This window comes from Dactylosporangium sp. CS-033363 (assembly GCF_050942475.1).
Lineage (GTDB): Bacteria > Actinomycetota > Actinomycetes > Mycobacteriales > Micromonosporaceae > Dactylosporangium.
Genome location: NZ_CP192032.1, coordinates 7,525,591 through 7,543,783, shown reverse-complemented (window position 1 = coordinate 7,543,783; position 18,193 = coordinate 7,525,591). Strand labels below are relative to the sequence as shown.

At 72.3% G+C, this 18,193-nt stretch carries 15 protein-coding genes; 11 read left to right on the top strand and 4 right to left on the bottom strand.

The window, feature by feature from the left end; translation table 11 throughout:
• The first annotated feature begins 20 nt into the window (after positions 1 to 20).
• Together serS and ACQPZ4_RS34905 are read left to right on the top strand one after the other, a co-directional pair.
• Positions 21 to 1,307, top strand: a complete 1,287-nt coding sequence (serS, locus tag ACQPZ4_RS34910; protein WP_433045339.1) for a serine--tRNA ligase — start codon at positions 21 to 23, stop codon at positions 1,305 to 1,307.
• 273 nt (positions 1,308 to 1,580) lie between these two features.
• Positions 1,581 to 2,168: a TMEM165/GDT1 family protein gene (locus ACQPZ4_RS34905; RefSeq protein ID WP_433045336.1), complete on the top strand. Its 588-nt coding sequence runs from the start codon at positions 1,581 to 1,583 to the stop codon at positions 2,166 to 2,168.
• Here ACQPZ4_RS34905 and ACQPZ4_RS34900 read toward each other — a convergent pair whose 3' ends face one another.
• Entirely contained in the window at positions 2,169 to 2,543 is a 375-nt protein-coding gene (locus ACQPZ4_RS34900; RefSeq protein WP_433045333.1) for a VOC family protein, read from the bottom strand.
• A 58-nt stretch (positions 2,544 to 2,601) separates the two neighbouring features.
• On the opposite strand from ACQPZ4_RS34900, the gene ACQPZ4_RS34895 reads away from it, so the two are divergent.
• The 6 genes from ACQPZ4_RS34895 (at position 2,602) to ACQPZ4_RS34870 (ending at position 9,614) form a co-directional block, all read left to right on the top strand.
• Complete coding sequence (locus ACQPZ4_RS34895; protein WP_433045330.1) at positions 2,602 to 3,468, top strand: metal ABC transporter substrate-binding protein; 867 nt, start codon at positions 2,602 to 2,604, stop codon at positions 3,466 to 3,468.
• A gap of 10 nt (positions 3,469 to 3,478) precedes the next feature.
• Positions 3,479 to 4,885 (top strand): M1 family metallopeptidase, encoded by a 1,407-nt coding sequence (locus ACQPZ4_RS34890; RefSeq protein ID WP_433045327.1) that lies wholly within the window; start codon positions 3,479 to 3,481, stop codon positions 4,883 to 4,885.
• Between the two features lie 98 nt (positions 4,886 to 4,983).
• The gene (locus ACQPZ4_RS34885) at positions 4,984 to 5,562 is read left to right on the top strand and encodes a hypothetical protein (protein WP_433045324.1); all 579 of its coding nucleotides are present in this window, start codon (positions 4,984 to 4,986) and stop codon (positions 5,560 to 5,562) included.
• Positions 5,563 to 5,654: 92 nt separating this feature from the next.
• Entirely contained in the window at positions 5,655 to 7,244 is a 1,590-nt protein-coding gene (locus tag ACQPZ4_RS34880; protein WP_433066780.1) for an ABC transporter transmembrane domain-containing protein, read from the top strand.
• Positions 7,241 to 8,968, top strand: coding sequence for an ABC transporter ATP-binding protein (locus ACQPZ4_RS34875; protein WP_433045321.1), 1,728 nt, complete (start codon positions 7,241 to 7,243; stop codon positions 8,966 to 8,968). The genes ACQPZ4_RS34880 and ACQPZ4_RS34875 overlap by 4 nt, the downstream gene beginning before the upstream one ends.
• A gap of 10 nt (positions 8,969 to 8,978) precedes the next feature.
• Positions 8,979 to 9,614 carry a hypothetical protein gene (locus ACQPZ4_RS34870; protein ID WP_433045318.1) on the top strand — a complete coding sequence of 212 codons (636 nt, stop codon included), beginning with the start codon at positions 8,979 to 8,981 and terminating at the stop codon, positions 9,612 to 9,614.
• Here the strand turns inward: ACQPZ4_RS34870 and ACQPZ4_RS34865 are convergent.
• Both ACQPZ4_RS34865 and ACQPZ4_RS34860 read right to left on the bottom strand, forming a co-directional pair.
• Complete coding sequence (locus tag ACQPZ4_RS34865; protein ID WP_433045315.1) at positions 9,608 to 10,921, bottom strand: AAA family ATPase; 1,314 nt, start codon at positions 10,919 to 10,921, stop codon at positions 9,608 to 9,610. The genes ACQPZ4_RS34870 and ACQPZ4_RS34865 overlap by 7 nt on opposite strands.
• Positions 10,918 to 12,903 (bottom strand): TIR-like protein FxsC, encoded by a 1,986-nt coding sequence (locus ACQPZ4_RS34860; protein ID WP_433045312.1) that lies wholly within the window; start codon positions 12,901 to 12,903, stop codon positions 10,918 to 10,920. Before ACQPZ4_RS34860 ends, ACQPZ4_RS34865 begins: the two co-directional genes overlap by 4 nt.
• Before the next feature lie 62 nt (positions 12,904 to 12,965).
• Between ACQPZ4_RS34860 and ACQPZ4_RS34855 the strand changes: the two genes are divergently transcribed.
• Positions 12,966 to 13,496: a hypothetical protein gene (locus tag ACQPZ4_RS34855; RefSeq protein ID WP_433045309.1), complete on the top strand. Its 531-nt coding sequence runs from the start codon at positions 12,966 to 12,968 to the stop codon at positions 13,494 to 13,496.
• A 9-nt stretch (positions 13,497 to 13,505) separates the two neighbouring features.
• On the opposite strand, the gene ACQPZ4_RS34850 is transcribed toward ACQPZ4_RS34855, so the two are convergent.
• On the bottom strand, positions 13,506 to 15,185 hold the full coding sequence (locus ACQPZ4_RS34850; RefSeq protein ID WP_433045306.1) for a substrate-binding domain-containing protein: 1,680 nt from the start codon (positions 15,183 to 15,185) through the stop codon (positions 13,506 to 13,508).
• Between the two features lie 280 nt (positions 15,186 to 15,465).
• On the opposite strand from ACQPZ4_RS34850, the gene ACQPZ4_RS34845 reads away from it, so the two are divergent.
• On the top strand, positions 15,466 to 16,521 hold the full coding sequence (locus ACQPZ4_RS34845; protein WP_433045303.1) for a hypothetical protein: 1,056 nt from the start codon (positions 15,466 to 15,468) through the stop codon (positions 16,519 to 16,521).
• Entirely contained in the window at positions 16,518 to 18,155 is a 1,638-nt protein-coding gene (locus ACQPZ4_RS34840) for a VWA domain-containing protein (protein ID WP_433045300.1), read from the top strand. The genes ACQPZ4_RS34845 and ACQPZ4_RS34840 overlap by 4 nt, the downstream gene beginning before the upstream one ends.
• Positions 18,156 to 18,193 lie beyond the last annotated feature (38 nt).

Below are 18,193 nucleotides of genomic sequence, written 5' to 3'. Positions count from 1 at the left end.
GCTGGAAGGTGCGCGGCGGCATGCTCGACATCGAGTTGATTCGCAAGGACCGGGCCTCGGTCGAGGCCGGGCTGTCCAAGAGGCTCGATCCGTCCGAGGTGTCCCGCTCGCTGAGTGCGATCGCCGAGCTGGACAAGCAGCGCCGCGAGCTGATCGGCGAGATCGACGCCGAGCGGGCCCGGCGCAAGGAGGAGGCGCGCGCCTTCGCCGCGGCCAAGGCGGCCGGCCAGACCATCGAGACCACCCGCGACGCCAAGGCGGCGCTGCAGGAGCTCGAGGAGCGCCTGGCGCAGACCCAGCGCGACCTCGACACCGCGATGAGCGTCCTGCCCAACCTCCCCGCCGACGACGTGGTCGCCGGCGGCAAGGAGGGCAACCAGGTGATCAAGGTCTTCGGCGAGGTACCGAAGATCGACAACCTGCGCGACCACGTGCAGCTGTCCACCGAGCTCGGCCTGGTCGACTTCGAGCGCGGCACCAAGCTCGGCGGCTCCGGCTCCTGGATCTACACCGGCTGGGGCGCCCGCCTCGAGTGGGCCCTGATCAACTGGTTCATCGACCGGCACTTCGCGGCCGGCTACCAGTTCATGCTCCCGCCGCACCTGCTGCTCGACTCGGCCGGCTACGCCGCGGGCCAGTTCCCGAAGTTCTACGACGAGGTCTTCCACATCGCCGTCGGCGAGGGCGAGCGCGGCAAGTTCCTGCTGCCCACCTCGGAGACGGCGATCCTGGGCGCCTTCCAGAACGAGATCTTCGATACCGACGCCCTCCCGCACCGGGTGTACGCCTACACCCCCTGCTACCGCGACGAGCGCGCCGGCTCCCACTCCGACGAGCGCGGCACCGTGCGCGGCAACCAGTTCAACAAGGTCGAGATCTTCCAGTTCACCGCCCCCGAGGACGGCGAGAAGACCCTGGAGGAGATGGTCGACTACGCCGAGGGCATGGTCAGCGACCTGGGCCTGCACTTCCGCCGCTCCCTGCTGGCGGCCGGCGACGCGAGCGCCTCGATGCGCAAGACCCTCGACATCGAGGTCTGGATGCCGAGCATGGACAAGTACAAGGAGATCTCGTCGGTCTCCTGGGCCGGCGACTACCAGGCCCGCCGCGCCGGCATCCGCTACCGGGTGCCGGGCTCGAAGAACAACCGCTTCGTGCACACGCTGAACGGCTCGGCCCTGGCCACGAGCCGGCTGCTGCCCGCGATCCTGGAGCAGTTCCAGCAGCCGGACGGCTCGGTCCTGATCCCCGAGGTGCTGCGCGACAAGGTCGGCACCGACCGCATCACCAAGCCCGCGAAGCGCTAGAACCCGGTTTTTCCAGGCTGCTCCGGTACGGCGTGCTGTTGATCACGTCGTGCCGGACAGCCGGGATCGGGTAGGCTGGCGGGTGAACGAAGGGGAGTAGTCCTCAACTGCCCGGTCGACATACTGGCGGCGCTTGCGCTTCCCGGCCGCGGCGGCTTCCTTTGGAAGCGGACGAGACTTTCGACTCGCTGTCAGCTGTGCATTTCGAGCTGGACGGCCGGGTCGGGGTCGTCCACTCCTCGCCTCCCGGTCTGATCCGGGAAGGGTTCTACCTTGAGCGCGTTCCTCGCCGCCCTGGCCATCAGCTTCGGCGTCATCTTCGTGGCCGAACTGGGCGACAAGTCCCAGCTGATGGCGCTGACGTTCGCCACGCGGTTCCGGATGGTGCCGGTGCTCATCGGGATCACCATCGCGACCGCGGTCGTGCATCTCGTGTCGGTCGCCGTCGGGTACGGGCTCGGGGCCGCCCTCCCCACCGGCTGGATCTCGCTCGTGGCGGCGCTCGCGTTCTTCGCGTTCGGGGCCTGGACGCTGCGCGGCGACAGGCTCACCGAGGAGGAGAAGGGCAAGGCCGAACGCACCACGCGCTCGGCGATCATCGCGGTCGGGGTGTCGTTCTTCCTCGCCGAGCTCGGCGACAAGACCATGCTCGCCACCATCACCCTGGCCACGCAGCACGGCTGGCTCGGCACCTGGATCGGCTCGACCGTCGGCATGGTGGCCGCGGACGCCCTCGCCATCGTCGTCGGGCGGCAGCTGGGCCGGCACCTGCCCGAGCGGGCGATCCGCTACGGCGCCTCGGTCCTCTTCGTGGTCTTCGGCGTCTGGCTGCTCATCGAGGCGCTGCGCGAACTGCTGTAGTCAGGCGAACTGGGTCAGCGACAGGTTGTTGCCGTCCGGGTCGGGGAACCAGGCGATCAGGTCCCCGCCCGGCGTGGCCCAGACGCCCTGGTCGTCCTGGGGCATGCCGTCGTACCGGGTGACCGCCACGCCCGCCGCCACCAGCCCGGCCAGCGTGGCCCGCAGGTCCGGGACCGACCAGCCGAGCACGGTGAACGGCTGCGCCGAGAGCTGCTCGACCTTCGTCACGCGCAGCATGGTCGGGCCCGCCTGGAACACGCACGCGAACGGGGTCTGCTCGGTGAGCCTCAGGCCCAGCACGGAACCGTAGAAGGCGCGGGACCGATCGAGGTCGGTGGACGGTACGAACGCGATGGCGGCGGCGTCGGTCAGCATGACCCGAGTCTCTCATGCGTTTTTGACAATGGTTGTCATCACCGGGGAGACTTGCCGCATGCGAGTGCGGGCGGCGGCGATCCTGGCGGCGGCCCTGCTGTCCGCGGCCGGGAGCCTGGCCGGGTGCGCGTTCGAGCCGCCGGCCGAGGACGGGCGCGTGCACGTCGTGGCCGGGTTCTACCCGCTGCAGTTCGTCGCCCAGGAGATCGGCGGCGAGCACGTCGGGGTCGAGAACCTCACCCGGGCCGGGGCCGAGCCGCACGACCTGGAGCTGCAGCCGAGCCAGCTGGCGGCACTGGAGGACGCGGACCTCGTGCTGTACCTGCGCGGCTTCCAGCCCGCCGTCGACGAGGGCGCCGACCTGCAGAGCAAGGGCAAGTCGCTCGACGTGGGCACCGTCGCCTCGCTGCAGGACGCCGACCCGCACGTCTGGCTCGACCCGCTGCGGCTGGCGGCGATCGCCGACCGGGTCGCCACCCGCCTGGCGCAGGCCGATCCGGCGCACGCGAGCGAGTTCCGCCGGCGGGCGGCGGGGCTGGGGGAGCGGCTGGTGGCGCTCGACAGGGAGTACACCCAAGGCCTGAAAAGCTGTGTGAGGCATGACGTCGTGACGAGTCATGAGGCGTTCGGCTATCTCGCCGCGCGCTATGGGCTGACGCAGGTGCCGGTGACCGGCCTGAACCCGGACGAGGAGCCCGGCCCGCAGCGGGTGCGCGACGTGGCCCGGCTGGCCAAGGAGCGCGGCGTGACCACGATCTTCTTCGAGTCGCTGGTCAGCCCGAAGCTGTCGGAGACCGTGGCCCGCGAGATCGGCGCCAAGGCCGCGGTGCTCGACCCGATCGAGGGCGTCGAGGACGGCGCGACCTACTTCACCGTCATGCGCACCAACCTGGCGACCCTCCGGACCGCGCTGGACTGCGGTTAACCTGGTTCCGGTGCGACGCGCCCTGGCAACGACGGTCACCGTGCTGCTCCTGGCCGGGTGCACGCCTGACAAGACCGCAGCGCCGTCCGTCGTCATGGAGGACCGCTCCAACCGCGACGGCACGTCGGCGCCCGTGGCGGACCCGCTCTACCCGGCGTACGGCAACCCGGCCCTCGACGTCCTGCACTACGACCTGGCCCTGAGCTGGGCACCCCAGCCCCGCACGCTCACCGGCACGGCGACCATCCGCATCCGGGCCGTCAGCGCGGTGTCCTCCCTGCGCCTCGACTTCTCCCCGGCGTACTCGCTGAGCTCCACGACCGTCGACGGCACCCCCGCCCCGGCGCACATCACCGACGGCGATCTGGTGGTCGACAAGGCCGTCGGCGCGGGGGCGGTGACGACGCTCGTGGTCGGGTACAGCGGAACCCCGGCCACCGTCCCGATGCCCTCCCACCGCGGCGACGTCGAGCCCCTCGGCCTGACGGTGACCGCCGACGGCAGCCTGTGGACCATGCAGGAGCCCTACGGCGCGAGCACCTGGTACCCGGCCAACGACCAGCCCTCCGACAAGGCCCTCTACGACATCGCGGTGACCGTCCCGCCGGGCTGGTCCGCGATCGCGAGCGGCACCCCCGGCCCTGCCGCGGACGGCACCTACCGGTACACGTCGGCGGTTCCGGTCGCCTCCTACCTGACCACCCTGGCCGTCGGCCAGTACACGAAGACCACCCTGACCGGCCCGCACAACCTGCCGATCACGCTGTGGACGCGCCCGTCGGACGGCGAGGTGCGCCTGGACGCCCTTCGAAGGCTTCCCGTGTACGTCCAGTGGCTGGAAGCCCGCTTCGGCCCGTACCCGTTCGCGTCGACGGGCGTGGTGCTCGTACCGTCGCGGTCGGCCATGGAGACCCAGCAGATGATGACCGTCGGCGCCGACACCGTCCAGGACGCCGCGAGCGCCACCGCCGTCCTGACCCACGAACTGGCCCACCAGTGGTTCGGCGACGCGGTGGGCCCCGCGACCTGGCAGGACGTCTGGCTGAACGAGGGCTGGGCGAGCTACGTCGAGCAGCTCTACCGAACCGACGGCGACGCGGCGGCCCTGACCCGCTGGGAGCAGTCGGCCCGGGCGTCGGACGCGGACCTGCGCAAGCGGCTGGGCCCGCCGGGCAGCCCACGGGCGGACAGTTTTGCCGAGAACAACGTGTACGTGTGCCCGGCCCTGATGCTGCGCCAGCTGCACAAGGCGCTGGGGGACGAGCGGTTCTTCGCCTTGGGGCGGGCGTGGGCGGCCTCGAACACGGGCACGGCCCGCAACCGCGCGGACTTCGTCGCCTTCGTGAGCAAGCAGACGGGCCGCGACTTCACGGGCCTGATCAACGCCTGGCTCGACTCCCCGACCACCCCCTCCTGAACCGCGCCGGTTCCCGGGGGCGAAGCCGCCGACGTCGCCGAGCGCCGTCCGGCCCATCGGCCGGTGCATTCCGCGATCCCGTGCTGCATCTTCGAGGTATGGACGTTCCATCGGCCGTGATCAACGTGGCCGCCCTTGCGCTTTCGCTCGCCGCCTTCGCGATATCCACCCTGTCGCAGCGGTACCAGGCCACATTGATGAAGGCGTCAAATCAACTTCCCGTCATTCTCGAACACTTCCTGCAACTGCGAAGCAATGGCTTCATCAATCGCGAGATCAATCTCCGGAACGAGATCGGAACGTACCCGAGTGATCTCGGGTTCAGCCGCCTGCCCGAGCCGCTCCGGACCGAGGCCTACGAGATCTGCCTCTATTACCACGACTTGACGTACATGATCCGGCACGGTGGTGTCGATCAGGGCTTGCTGGAAAACTTCCGCTTCCGCATGATCGCGACCTGGCTGGCCGTGCGGGACCACGTTCGGGGTGAGCGTGAGCTCCGTGGCGGCGACGCCTTCCTGAGCGGGCTGGAGGAATTGTTCGAGCGCCTCACCAGGCATGAGCCCGAGCTCGTCGAGTCCGTTTCCCGGTATAACAGGCTCATCGATCCCGGCACGCTGCCTGATCCGGTGCGGCCGGGTGCGGAGGCGGGGGTCCGGCAGGTGGAAGGCCTGTGAAAACCGGGTGACGCATCGGCGATGATGAGCGGGTGCGGACACGGGGGCCCGGACGGTATCTGGGATGGCTGGCCTGGCAGCAGCGGTGGCGCATCGCGCTCGGCGCCCTCTGGAGCTCGCTCTGGATGATCAGCCTGGCCGTCACGCCGTACCTGATCTCGCAGGCGATTGACCGGGGCCTGCGCCCGAAACAGGCCGGCCCCCTCATCGCCTGGTCCGCCGCGATCCTCGTCGTCGGCCTGACCAACGCCGTGCTGGGCATCCTCCGGCACCGGACCATGACGAAGATCCGCCTGGACGGGGCTCTGCGAACGGCTGACGCGGTGATGGAACACGGCGTGGAACTCGGCGCAGCCCTTCCGCGCAGCGTCACCGCCGGTGAGGTCGTCACCATCGGCATCGGGGACGTCTGGCTGGTCGCCCGCGCGCTCACGGTCACCGGGCCAGGGGTCGGGGCCGTCGTCGCCTACGCCGTGGTCCTGACCCTGCTGAGTCAGGTCTCCGTGATGATCACGCTGGTCGTGGCGGCCGGCGTCCTGGTCCTCGGGGTCGTGCTCGGACCGTTGCTCCAGCGGCTCAACAGTGCCGGTGGCGAGTATCGCGAACAACAGGGCCGGCTCGCGGCGCGGCTCGTCGACGTGCTCGGGGGGCTCAAGGTGCTCAATGGGCTCGGCGGGAAGGAGCAGCAGCTCAGGCGGTACACCGAACAGTCGGAAAGCGTCAAGGTCGAGGGCTATCGGCTCGGCGGCCCGCTCAGCTGGATCAGCGCGCTCGGGGACGGGCTGCCGGCGATCTTTCTCGGGGCCGTGACCTGGCTCGCGGCTCGGCTCGCCGTGCGCGGCGACCTGACGGTCGGGGAGCTGGTCGCGGTCTACGGGTACGTCGCCATCCTCGTCGTACCCACCTGGATGCTCATCTTCAGCGCCGCCGACGTCAGCCGCGGGGTCATCGCCGCGCGGCGGATCATCGCGTTTCTCAGGCTGCCCGTCGAGGAGGCCGGAGACGGCGCCGCGCCGATCGGGCCGGCGGCGCTGCGCGACCCCGAGTCCGGGGTGGTCGCCGAGCCCGGGCAGCTCACCATGCTGGTGTCGGCCCGGCCCTGGGACGCGGCCGCGGTCATCGATCGGCTCGGGCGGTACGGGCCGACCGGCGCCACCTGGGGCCCGTACCGGATCGACTCCGTCGGCAAGCGGGCGGTACGAGCGCGGATTCTGGTGGCCGATCACGACGCGGACCTGTTCGCCGGGACATTGCGGGAGGTGGTCGCGGGAAGCGCCGGCGGCGAGGCCGTCCAGAGCGCCATCGGCGCCGCCGTCGCCACCGACATCGGCGGGCTCGAGCACCCCGTCGAGCGCGACGGGCGCAACCTGTCCGGCGGGCAGCGGCAGCGGGTGCGGCTCGCCCGGGCGCTCGCCGCCGACCCGGAGATGCTGCTCGCGGCCGATCCGACGTCCGCCGTCGACGCGCACACCGAGGCGGCCATCGCCGAGCGCCTCGCCACCGCGCGGGCCGGGCGGGGGACGCTGATTTCGACCACCTCGCCGGTACTGCTCGATCGCGCCGACCTCGTGCACTGGCTCGTCGACGGCCGGGTCGCCGCCACCGGGACGCACCGCGAGCTGCTGGAGCGCGAGCCGGGGTACCGCGACCTGGTCAGCCGCACCTTCCAGGAGACGGCGTGACCGCGCTGCCGATCGCGGACGGGCGCCAGGTGGCCAGGGCCGCCGGGCGGCTGATCGCGGCCGACAAGTGGGCCGCGTCCGGGCTGCTGCTGCTCAACGTGCTGGCCGCCGTGGCCGCGCTCGGGGCGCCGTACCTGCTCGGCTGGATGATCGACGCGGTCGCCGGGCCGCGGGCCGCCGCGCGGATCGACCTGCTCGCCGCCGGCGTCGTCGGGTGTGCCCTGGCGCAGACGCTGCTCGCGCGGTCGGCGCTGCTGCTCGGGTACCGCTTCGGCGAGCGCACCGCCGCCCGGATCCGCGTCACGTTCCTGCGGCGGGCGCTCGACCTGCCCGCCTCCGTCGTCGAGCGGGTGCCGGCCGGGGACCTGGCCGCGCGCGGGACGACCGACGTCGACGCGGTCGCCGGGACGCTGCGCGACGTGCTGCCGGCCGTGTTCCTGGCCGGGTCGCAGGCGCTGTTCCTGGTCGCGGCCGTGCTGGTGCTCGACCCGCTGCTCGGGGTGGCCGGGCTGCTCGGGCTGTCCGGCATCGCGGTCACCGGGCGCTGGTACCTGCGCCGGGCCCGCACCGCGTACCTCGAGGAGGGCGCGGCCAACTCGCAGCTCGCCGAGGAACTGGCGGCGACGGCCGCGGGTGCCCGTACCGTCGAAGCCTTTCGTCTGCAGGAATCCCGGCTCGCGGCGGGACGGGCCGCGATCGGACGCACCCGGCGCAGCCGCCTGGCGACGCTGCGGCTGCGGTCGGTCTACTTCCCGGCGGCCGAGGGGTCCTACAACGTTCCCGTCGTGCTCGTGCTGCTCCTCGGCGGGCTGCTCTACCTCGGCGATCGCGCCTCGCTCGGGACCGTCGTGGCGGCCACGCTCTACCTGCGGCAGCTGATCGGGCCGATGGACGCCATCCTGATCTGGCTCGAGCAGCTGCAGAGCAGCAGTGCCTCCTTCGCCCGGGTCGAAGGGCTCGCGGTTGTACCGCCTGTGCCCGCCGACCCCACCGCCCGCCCCGACGGGGATCGCATCGAGGTGCGCGGGGTCAGCTACGCGTACCCCGGCGGCCCGGACGTCCTGCACGAGGTCGACCTCACCGTCCAGCCCGGCGAGCGGCTGGCCGTCGTCGGGCTCTCCGGCGCCGGCAAGTCCACCCTGGGCCGGCTCCTCGCGGGCGTCGACCGGCCGCGCACCGGCACGGTCACCGTCGGCGGGGCCGCCGTGGCCGGGCTGCCGCCGGACGTGCTGCGCCGGCAGGTCGTGCTGGTGACGCAGGAGCACCACGTGTTCCGGGAGACGGTCCGGGACAACCTGATCGTGCCCGCCCCCGACGAGCGGCTGGCCGCGGCGCTGCGCACGGTCGGCGCCGACTGGGCCCTGGACCTCGGCGCCGACCTCGGCGCGCACCCGCCGACCGGCGCCCAGGCCCAGCAGCTCGCGCTCGCCCGGGTGCTGCTCGCCGACCCGCACACGGTGATCCTCGACGAGGCGACCGCCCTGCTCGACCCGCGGGCGGCGCGCGCGGCGGAACGGGCGCTGGCGGCGGTGCTGCACAACCGTACGGTCATCGCCATCGCCCACCGCCTGCAGACCGCCCACGACGCGGACCGGATCGCGGTCATGGACGCCGGGCGGATCATCGAGCTCGGCCCGCACGACGAGCTGATCGCCCGCGACGGCCCGTACGCCCGGCTCTGGCGGCAGTGGCACGGGACGGCGCAGCGGCGGCCCGCGCACTAGGGTGCTGCGCATGGGCTTGCACTGTGGGTACGTCGTCGCCACCGCCGACCCCGACGCGCTGCTGGAGGAGTTGCTGCGGCACACCGGCGAGTTCGAGATCGGCGAGCGCGTCGAGCGCGTCGAGGACGCCGACATCGACCCCGGCGAGTTCGAGATGCTGCTCGGCGGCGGCAGCGGCAAGGGGTACCTGCTCGACACCTCGATGATCCTCTCCAGCGACCCCGACCTGATCGTCGCCGCGTCGCGGGCCCTCGGCACGGTCGTCGGGGCGGGCGCGGAGACGGTCTCCGGCTCGTACTGGCTGACCGTCGCCCGCGCCGGCGAGCTCCTGCGGCACGTCTTCGTGCAGCACGCGAGCATGACCGCGGGCATGGCGATCGGCGACCCGCTGCCGTTCGAGGACGAGTACCCCCTGGTCGACTCCAGCGGCGGCGGCGTGTTCGCGGCCATGGACGCGTACGGCCTCGACCCGTCGTCGTGGCTGGACTCGGGCCCGGCCACGATCGTCACGTACGACGCCACCCGCTTCCCGGAGAAGGGCCCGATCGGCGCCGTCCAGGCCGAGCACATGCGGCAGCACGAGCGCCCCGACGGCGAGTGGCTCAAGGAGATCACCGTGACCGAGGTCCAGCCCCGCGATCACTGAGCGAGCTTGGCCCGCAGCGCGTCCACGAGCCCGACCAGCTCGGCCGGGCTCGACCCCCGGCGCACGAGCCCGGCGGGCAGGTCGGCGGGCAGCTGCCCCATGTCCAGCAGCAGGATCCGGTCCGGATGGCGTTGGGCGACCGAGTCGTACTCCAGCCGCGTCCAGTACTTCGCGACGTACGCGGGCGTCGACAGCACGAGCACGTACCGGCTCTGCGCGCCGTACGTGTTGGGCAGGACGTGCTCGAGGTCGGTGCCCCACAGCTGCCCGCCGGTCTCCGGCGCGAAGAACACGCTGAAGCTCGTGCGGAGCTGGGCGTGCAGCTGGCGGGCGAGGGCCTCGTCCTCCGACGCGTACGAGATCGCGATGTCCCACACCACGTCCGCCGCGCTGTGGTGGGCCAGCCAGTCGAAGAACATCCGCGGGCCCGGCAGCAGGCGCTCGCCGTCGAGGCGCAGCGCGCCGACGCACCGGGCCAGCCGGGCCGCCTGCCGGTGCCGCGACCACGGGGGCGACTTGGCGGCCGCCCGCGAGAGCCCCTCGGCCGGGAAGCCGTCGAGCATGGACATGCCGTCGGGCCCGAGCTGCTGGCGCCACGAGCGGAACGTGGACAGCGCGCGGTCGAAGACGATGTCGGCCGCGTCGTCCAGGGACTGGCCCTCCCAGACCTCGGCGAGCAGGCGGGTGGTGAGCCAGGCGTGGCCGCCGGCCAGGTCGAGGACGCGCTCGTGGGCCGGCTCGGCGGCGAGGTCGCTCAGGTACTCCACCGCCTCGCCGCGCAGCGGGTCGAGGTAGCGCACCTCGGCGGTGTTCAGCGGCGGGGAGCCCCGGTCGTCGGGGTCGCGGAACAGGACCAGCGCCGGCCCGCCGACCAGCAGCAGCGAGATGTCGGTGCGCAGGTGGGTGTCGTCGAGCCAGCGTAGGAACGAGTAGAAGCCCGGGCCCCATCCGGTCTGCAGCAGCCGGTCGGCCTCGTCGATGACCAGGGCCACCGGGCGGATCCCGGCCAGCCCGTCGAGCACCTCGTTGCGGCTGGCCCGCCCGTGCGCGGTCTCCGGCCGGTGCTCCAGGGCGCCGCGCAGGGCCCCGAGGGCGGTGGCCTCGGTGGTGAGGTCCCAGCCGGCGGCGTCGGTGCGGATCAGGTTGCGCTGCACGCCGTCGGCGGACAGGTGCCGCACGAGGGTGGTCTTGCCGGCCCGGCGGCCGCCGATCAGCAGGGTCGAGCGGCCCTGCCGCAGCAGGGAGCCGACCTGGCCGAGCTGGTCGTCCCGCCCGACGAACAGGTCCGGCGACAGCAGCGGGTTCATGCCGCACCGTCGCGGAGCCAGCGGTCCAGCAGCCCGATCCGGATGCGGTCGCCGTCGAGCATGCCCTGGGCGTGCAGGGCCGCCTCGGCGGCGCCCCGCTCCGCGGCACGACCCGGCGGCGCCCCCGCCGTCACCCTGGCCAGCGCCAGCAGGACCCGCTGTTCCGCGCCGGTCGTCAGCTGCCAGAGGTTGTTGCGCAGGAAGTACCCGACCTCGTCGTTGTCGTCCAGCCGGTCGAGCGCCAGGCGCAGGTCCCGGCCGGACAGGCGGGTGGCGACGGCGCGCCGCCGGTAGGCCTCGCCCGCGAGCGTCCGGGCGAGCGACGGGTGCCCGCCGGAGAGCTGGAAGAGCTCGTCGGTGAACGCCCCGTCGACGCTGTCCACGCCCATCTCGCCGGCGAGCGAGTGGACCATGTCGTCGAGGGCGGTCCGGTCCAGCAGCGGCAGCGGCCGCTCCTGCAGGAAGCTGAACCAGGGGTTGGTGCCGGCCGGGCCGAGCAGGTTCTCCCGGGTCACCACCGGCCGCAGGTCGGCGCCGACGAGGGCGACGTGCCGGCGGTCGCCCTGGGCGAGCACCCGCAGCGCGCCCGCGGCCCGGATCCACTGGCGGGCCGCGTGCGTCTCGCCCGGCCCCGGGAACACCCGCTCCAGCTCGTCCAGGATCACGGTCATCCGTACCGGCGTGCCCAGGTGCTCGATCCGGCGCTCGAGCTCGGCCTCCAGCTCGGTCACCGTGCCGGGCCGGGCCGGGGTGAACGGCCAGTGCCCCCGCTCGGCCGCGCCCCAGCGGTCGAACGACTTGAGCATCAGGTGGAAGAGCTCGACCGGCCAGTCGTCGTGGTGGCGGTCGAAGCGTTGCAGGTCGACGGTGCAGACCGGCTGGTCGACGAGGTGCTGGCGCAGCACGTTGAGCAGGCTCGTCTTGCCGACCTTCCGCAGCCCGGTCACCAGGACGTGCTCGTCCCGCTTGAGCGCGCTGCCGATCGTGTTGAGCAGGGCGTCCCGGCCGAACAGGAACCGCTCGTCGGTGAGGGCGTTCTTGGTGTCGAACAGGTTGTCCCGGCTGCCGTAGGTGCGCTCCAGCTCGTTGAGGTAGGTCGCCTCCCGCCCGTCGGCGAGCGCCGCGCGCAGCGCCCGTACCGGCACGGTCACCACCGGCCGGCCGCCCACCCGCAGCAGGTCGAGCTGGTGCTCCGCGTCCGGGGTGAGGTCGCCCTCGTAGACCAGGTAGCAGGGCCGGTCGGGTGGCATACGCTCACGCAGCCCGCGCAGGTCGCGCGCGGTCGTCCGCGGCCCCCGGCAGATCCAGGCCGAGTCCGGCGACCGGCCGGCCGCCGCGAACACGGCCTCGACGACCGCCTGCGCATCGCGCGGCGTCGACACCCGCGTGCCGGGCACGAAGGCGCTGCGGACCGTCTCCCAGTCCCGCACGGCGGCCGCCGGAACCGGGTCGGCCGTGGCCACCTCGATGATGTGCTCGGCGAGTGCGCTCACGAACGCCACGTACTCGTCCCGGTTCCGCTGCAGGCGCATCAGCTGCCGCATGCCGCCGCGCCGGTACGACTCGCTGAACTCGTCCGTGAAGAGCTGGCGCTCGGCGACGACCGGCGGCAAGTCCCTCGGCGGGGTCCAGAGCACCGGGATCAACGCGGCACCGGGGGCAGGGGTCTCCGGCTGATGGCGGGCGGTGCGCTCGGCGAAGAGCGACCACTCGCGGCCGCACCACTCGGAGTGCACATAGCGCGGGGACACCAGGGCCAGAAACGTCCGGGACGTCGACAGGGCGGTGAAGAGCTCCGTCGTCCAGGTCGCGCCGACCCGCAGCGTATCGGCGTCGAGGAAGCCCACGCCGGCCCGGCTCGACAGCCCCGTGCGGACCCGGACCTCCTCGCTCAGGTCGGCGAAGAACCGCCGGACCAGGTCGTCGTCGAGGCCGCCGCCGTCGGTGGCGTAGCTGATGAAGAAGTACGGCGCCTGCTCCACACGTCAACGGTACGAGGGCCGGGCACGTGACAACAGCGCCCGCCGGGACGCAGAATCGGCTCGTGAGCGTGACGCTGCGGGCGGTCGTCGAGACGCGCGAGTCCTGGCTCACGCTCGACGGGAGCTGCGGCGACGAGGAGATCGGGCAGTTCGTGGCGATCGTGGCCGACTACAACAAGTCGGCTCCCGGGGAACTGGTGGCCGCCGAGCATCTGATCGTCTGCGGCGGGCTGATCCTCACCGACGGTGTGACCGAGGTGGTGCCGGGGTGCTGCTGCGGGCTCGAGGACTGGCGGGAGTGGGTCACGGACGTGCGGGAGCGCCGGTCGCCCTGGCTCGGGCACGATCCGACCCCGCAACTGTCGTTCGAGGAGCGGACGATCACGGTGTGGGAGGACATCGGGTCGCCGGACAACAAGCCGCCGTTCGCCGGGCCGCGCATCGAGCTGGAGCCGGCGCACCTGGCCTCGCTGCTCCGCGGGGTGCACCGGGACCTGGTCGCGTTCCACGCGAACCTTGCCCGGTGGGGCGGGCCGGCGCTCGCCGCGCACCTCGACGCGGCGTTCTCCTTCACGGCGCCGCTCGAGCTTTAGGAAAAACAGCTACTCGTGCAGGCCGCCCGCCACGACGTGGATGAAGGCGGCCTGGACGTCCTCGGCGCTCTGGGCGTTGTCGACGTACGTGCCGGCGCCGAGCGTGGCCAGGGCCGCCTTGAGCCGGTCGGCGGCGTCCTTCTTGCCCAGCACGACGATGCTGATCGTGACCGGGCGCTCCTCGTCCTGCAGGTCCTTGAGCTTCTGCACCATCGTGGCCACGGCCTGGGCGTTCGCGCTGTCCTTGTTGGCGTCGTCGGTCAGGATGAAGACCTGGTTGAACATGTCGTCGTGCCAGTCGTCGCGCACCGACTGGTACCCCGCGACGATCGTGTCCAGCAGGCCCGCGCCCGCCTTGTGCGTGGTCAGGGTGCTGACCGAGCGGGTGAAGGCGGCCCGGGAGGTGTCGTCGAGGCGGTCGGTGGGCAGCAGCTTGCGGTACCCGCCGGGCTGGCCGGGGCTGATCTCCCACAGGCCGAGCCGGGAGCCGACCGGCATCAGGTCGCCCACGACGCGGCAGCCGGCCTTGAGGACCTCGATCGGCGGTTGCTTGCCGGCCGGGCCGCCGCTCGGCGTCGAGCCGCCCGAGCCCGTGGTCGCGCCCGCGATGTCCACCGCGATGAGCAGGTTGCTGCGCCGGTCCTCGGGGTCCCAGGTGGCGAAGACGTGCTGGACGTGGTGGGCCTGCAGCACGTCGAACGGCTTCGCGGTGGGCTCCGGCAGCGTGTCGCCGCCCTCGAACTTCGGCCGCGGGCCGCCGGGGGCGCGCAGGCCGGCCACGTTCATCGCGTCGCGCACGGCGGCCGACTTGAAGGCGGCGAGCAGCTTCTGCAGCGCCGCCACGCGCTCGGGGTCCCGAGCCGCAGAAGCCGAGGGCAGCCAGGTGTACCGCATGAGCGCCGTATTGTCCGCCCCGGCGAGATAGGTCCGGTTCTGCGCGAGGTTCATGATCGGCAGCAGCGCGTACTCCGGCACGAGCCCCACCTCGCCGGCCACGTCCGGCGTCGCGGCCAGGTCGTGGTTGACGGTGCGGGTCGCCGCGAGCGTGCTGTTCAGCGCCAGTGAGGAGGCGTCCATGCCCTGCTTGAGCCAGACCGCCTCGCCCACGGCCCCGGCCGCGACCAGGCCGTCGCCGGACAGCGAGGGGTCGCGCACGACGAGCCGCACGCCGGAGTTCTTGTTGTCCAGCAGCCCGGCCAGGGACAGCCAGCCGCCGCCCTCGCCGGCCTTGATCTTGTTCGCGGTCGGGCCGTCGGTGACCATGTAGATCGGGCTGGTCGCGAGGGTCTCGCCGGCTCCGGTGTCCCGCTTGGCCGGGTTGTCCTTGTCGGTGGCGACCAGCAGCCCGGGCGGGGCGATGGTGGCCCAGGCGGCGTCGTCGGGGATCCACACGTCGGCGCTGAGCTGGCTGAGCTGCCCGGCCGCGGGGCGCCCGTCGGCGGTGGTGACGTCCAGCAGCACGCAGTCCGGGCCGGTGCGCAGCTCGCGCCCGGCGGCCGAGACGACGGTGGTGAACGAGGAGGCGGTGATGACCCGCAGGGTGGTCGCGCAGCTCGCGCCGTCCTGGGAGCCGTTCTCGCGGTGCAGGGCGTACCAGCCGGCGCCCGCGACGAGGCCCACGGCGAGCACGAGCCCGACGACGCGCAGGATCGCCCCCACCGAGCGGCTTCCCGCCTGATGCCTACCCATTTTCGCCACCCTCCCCCTGGCCGCGGGCAAGTATGACATCGAGCGGAACGGATTCTGCCGCCGGTCAGCCGGTCGGCGCGCAGGCTCGGCCGTTCGGATGGTGCATTCCCCGCAGTTCAGGGCGGTGGCGCGACGCACGGTGACGCAACCGGCACGCGGACGGAAGCGGCGTCGCATGTCCGACACCAGGTCGGGCCACCATCCACAGTGGACGAAGTAAACACGCCACCAACAGGACATTGACGGAAGGTGCTTGCCTCGATAGGGCACAATCGGGGCCGTGAAGCGGACCGGACCCCTGATCGTCCTGGTGGTCGTGCTGGTCGTCATCGGCGCCGTCGCCGGGCACCTGCTCGGCCGCGGCGCCGCGGGCGGATCGGGCGACACCAAGCAGCTCACCGCGATCGTCGGCTCGGAGAAGCTGGCGTACTTCGCCGACCCCGAGGTCAAGGCCGCCCTGGCCAGGCACGGCTGGTCGGTGCGGGCCGACGGGGTCGGGTCCCGGCAGATGCCCTCGCGCACCGGCGGCTACGACTTCGCGTTCCCCAGCAGCAAGGCCGCGGCGCAGGAGATCGAGCAGCACGCGAAGCCCGCCGGGGCGAGCGTGGTCGTGTTCTCCTCGCCCCTGGCGATCGCGACCTTCCAGCCGATCGTCGACCTGCTGCAGAGCGCCAAGCTCGCGGGCCGCGACTCCGCGAACGTCTGGCGGCTCGACCTCAAGGCGCTCGTCGACGCCAACCGGCGCAACCTCAAGTGGACCGACATCCCGGGCAACACCACCCGGCCGGTGGCCCAGAACGTGCTCGTGGCCACCACCCGGCCCGAGGACTCCAACTCCGCCGCCATGTACGCCACGCTGCTCAACCAGGTCACCGGCGGCGACCTGAACGCCACGGCCAAGCTCTTCACCGACCAGGGCGCCGTCGACACCACCAGCGAGGAGCCCTTCGAGAGCTACCTGCGCCGCGGGACCGACTTCGCGCCGATGGTGCTCATCTACGAGGCCCAGTTCGTCGACCACGCCGTCAACCAGGGCCTGAGCAACGGGCAGACGCTGCTGTACCCCACGCCGACCCTCGTGTGCGAGCACACCGTCGTCCCGCTCACCCCGGCCGGGCTCACGGTCGCCAACCTGCTCGCCACCGATCACGACCTGCAGCGGCTCGCGGCCAAGCACGGCTTCCGCACCGCCGACAGCACCCTCACCGCGCCCGTGTTCGCCAAGGTCCGCCCGGGCGACGCGGCGCTGCCGGACTCGATCGCCGGCGCCGTGCCCGACCCCGACTACCAGACCCAGCACGACCTGCTGACCAAGCTCGAGGAGAAGATGGCATGAGGCGGTTCGCGGTCGCCCTGGTGGCGGCAACGTTCCTGCTCGGCGCGTGCACCGGCTCCGACGGCGCCGGCACCGCGGCCAAGCCCGGCGAGACCGAGGGGCCCTACCTCAAGGGCTCCGGCACCCTGCGCGTGCTCGCCTCCAGCGAGCTCACCGACCTGCAGCCGATCCTGGACGCGGCCAAGGCGGCGACCGGGGTCGAGGTGAAGCTGCAGGCCACCGGCACGCTCGACGGCGTCGAGAACGTCGTGTCGGGCAACGCGGCCAAGAACTTCGACGCGATCTGGTTCGCCAGCAACCGGTACCTCCAGCTGCACCCAGGCGCCGGCGACAAGATCGGCACCGCCACCAAGGTCGCGACCTCCCCGGTCGTGCTGGGCCTGCGCGAGTCGGTGGCCAAGCAGCTGGGCTGGACCGACCACCGGCCGACCTGGTCGGAGATCGCGGTGGCGGCCGGCGAGCACAAGTTCACCTACGGCATGACCAACCCGGCCAGCTCCAACTCCGGCTTCTCCGCGCTCGTCGGGGTGGCCGCGGCCCTGTCCGGCACCGGCGCCGCGCTCAACGCCGAGCAGATCGCCCCGCTCACCCCGCGGCTGCGGGCCTTCTTCGCCGGGCAGAACCTCACCTCGGGCTCGTCGGGCTGGCTCGCCGACTCGTTCGCCAAGAACGCGGCCGAGAAGAACGACCACGCCGTCGACGGCCTGGTGAACTACGAGTCCGTCCTGCTGTCGCTCAACGCCTCCGGGAAGCTGCCGGAGAAGCTCACCGTCGTGTACCCGTCCGACGGCGTCGTCACCGCCGACTATCCGCTGACCCTGCTGGCCGGGGTCAACGAGCAGACCAAGACGAACTACGCCGCCATCGCCGACTATCTGCGCCGTCCCAGCGTGCAGAAGGAGATCATGGCGAAGACGTGGCGGCGACCGGCGGTACCGAATCTGCAGCTGGCTCCGGACTTCGGCCCGAAGGGCGGCGGGTCCCTGCCCGAGCTGCCGTTCCCCGGCAAGCTGGAGGCGGCCAACGCGCTCATCGGGGCCTTCGGCGACGCGCTGCGCAAGCCCGCCCGGACCATCTACGTGCTGGACCTGTCCGGCTCGATGAAGGGCGAGCGGATCGAGGGGCTCAAGAGCGCGCTGACCGGTCTGACCGGCGCCGACAGCAGCCTGTCGGGGCAGTTCACCCGGTTCAACGGCCGCGAGCAGGTGCTCATGATCCCGTTCAGCACCAAGCCCGGGCAGGTCAGCCGGTTCGACATCCCCGAGGGCAACTTCCAGCCGACGCTCGACCAGATCCGCGGGTACGCCGGCGGGCTCAAGGTCAGCGGGGACACCGCGATCTACGACGCGCTGTTCGTCGCCTTCGACCAGGCCGCGGCCCTCGCGAAGGAGGACCCCGACCGGTTCACCTCGATCGTCCTGCTGACCGACGGCGAGGTCACGGCCGGGTCCCGGCTCGACGCGTTCAAGGCGCGGGTGCCGCAGCTGGCCAAGGTGCCGGTGTTCACGATCCTGTTCGGCGAGGGCAACGTCGCCGAGATGCAGCAGATCGCGGACCTGACCGGAGGCAAGACGTTCGATGCCCGGACGGGATCGCTGCCGGGGGCGTTCAAGGAGATCCGCGGGTACCAGTGAGCGTGATCTTGTAAGGCGCTGTTCAAGCCCCGGCAGTG

Bases quoted from the DNA above. Each gene is read 5' to 3' on its own strand.
- ACQPZ4_RS34870 (WP_433045318.1), top strand. From the start codon at position 8,979: ATGGGCTTGCACTGTGGGTACGTCGTCGCCACCGCCGACCCCGACGCG.
- ACQPZ4_RS34850 (WP_433045306.1), bottom strand. From the start codon at position 15,185: ATGGGTAGGCATCAGGCGGGAAGCCGCTCGGTGGGGGCGATCCTGCGC.
- ACQPZ4_RS34900 (WP_433045333.1), bottom strand. From the start codon at position 2,543: ATGCTGACCGACGCCGCCGCCATCGCGTTCGTACCGTCCACCGACCTC.
- ACQPZ4_RS34885 (WP_433045324.1), top strand. From the start codon at position 4,984: ATGGACGTTCCATCGGCCGTGATCAACGTGGCCGCCCTTGCGCTTTCG.
- ACQPZ4_RS34895 (WP_433045330.1), top strand. From the start codon at position 2,602: ATGCGAGTGCGGGCGGCGGCGATCCTGGCGGCGGCCCTGCTGTCCGCG.
- ACQPZ4_RS34840 (WP_433045300.1), top strand. From the start codon at position 16,518: ATGAGGCGGTTCGCGGTCGCCCTGGTGGCGGCAACGTTCCTGCTCGGC.
- serS (WP_433045339.1), top strand. From the start codon at position 21: ATGCTCGACATCGAGTTGATTCGCAAGGACCGGGCCTCGGTCGAGGCC.
- ACQPZ4_RS34865 (WP_433045315.1), bottom strand. From the start codon at position 10,921: ATGAACCCGCTGCTGTCGCCGGACCTGTTCGTCGGGCGGGACGACCAG.